The organism is Stenotrophomonas sp. SrG, from assembly GCF_050031795.1.
Classification (GTDB): Bacteria; Pseudomonadota; Gammaproteobacteria; order Xanthomonadales; family Xanthomonadaceae; genus Stenotrophomonas; species Stenotrophomonas rhizophila_A.
On sequence record NZ_JBNBBE010001827.1, the window covers coordinates 1 to 229 of the forward strand.

Sequence of the window (229 nt, forward strand, 5' to 3'; positions counted from 1 at the left end):
AAGCCCCCGACGCCGTCCCGGTGGAGGCGGTAGCGGCCAGCCGCCGTGCGGTCGCCGCCAGCTACACCGGCCCCGCCGCGCTGGAAGCGCGCGCCGAATCGCAGGTGGTGGCAAAAACGTCGGGCGTGGCCCTGGCCGTGAGGGTCGAGGACGGCCAGCAGGACCGCGCCGGGCAGCCGCTGGGGCGGCTGGACCCGGACCGGGCGCGCCAGGCCGTGGCCCACAGCGA

At 78.2% G+C, this 229-nt stretch carries 1 pseudogene; it reads left to right on the plus strand.

Annotated elements, in window-relative coordinates:
* Positions 1-229 (plus strand): annotated as a pseudogene (locus ACQG3P_RS25520) (efflux RND transporter periplasmic adaptor subunit); the annotation flags it as partial.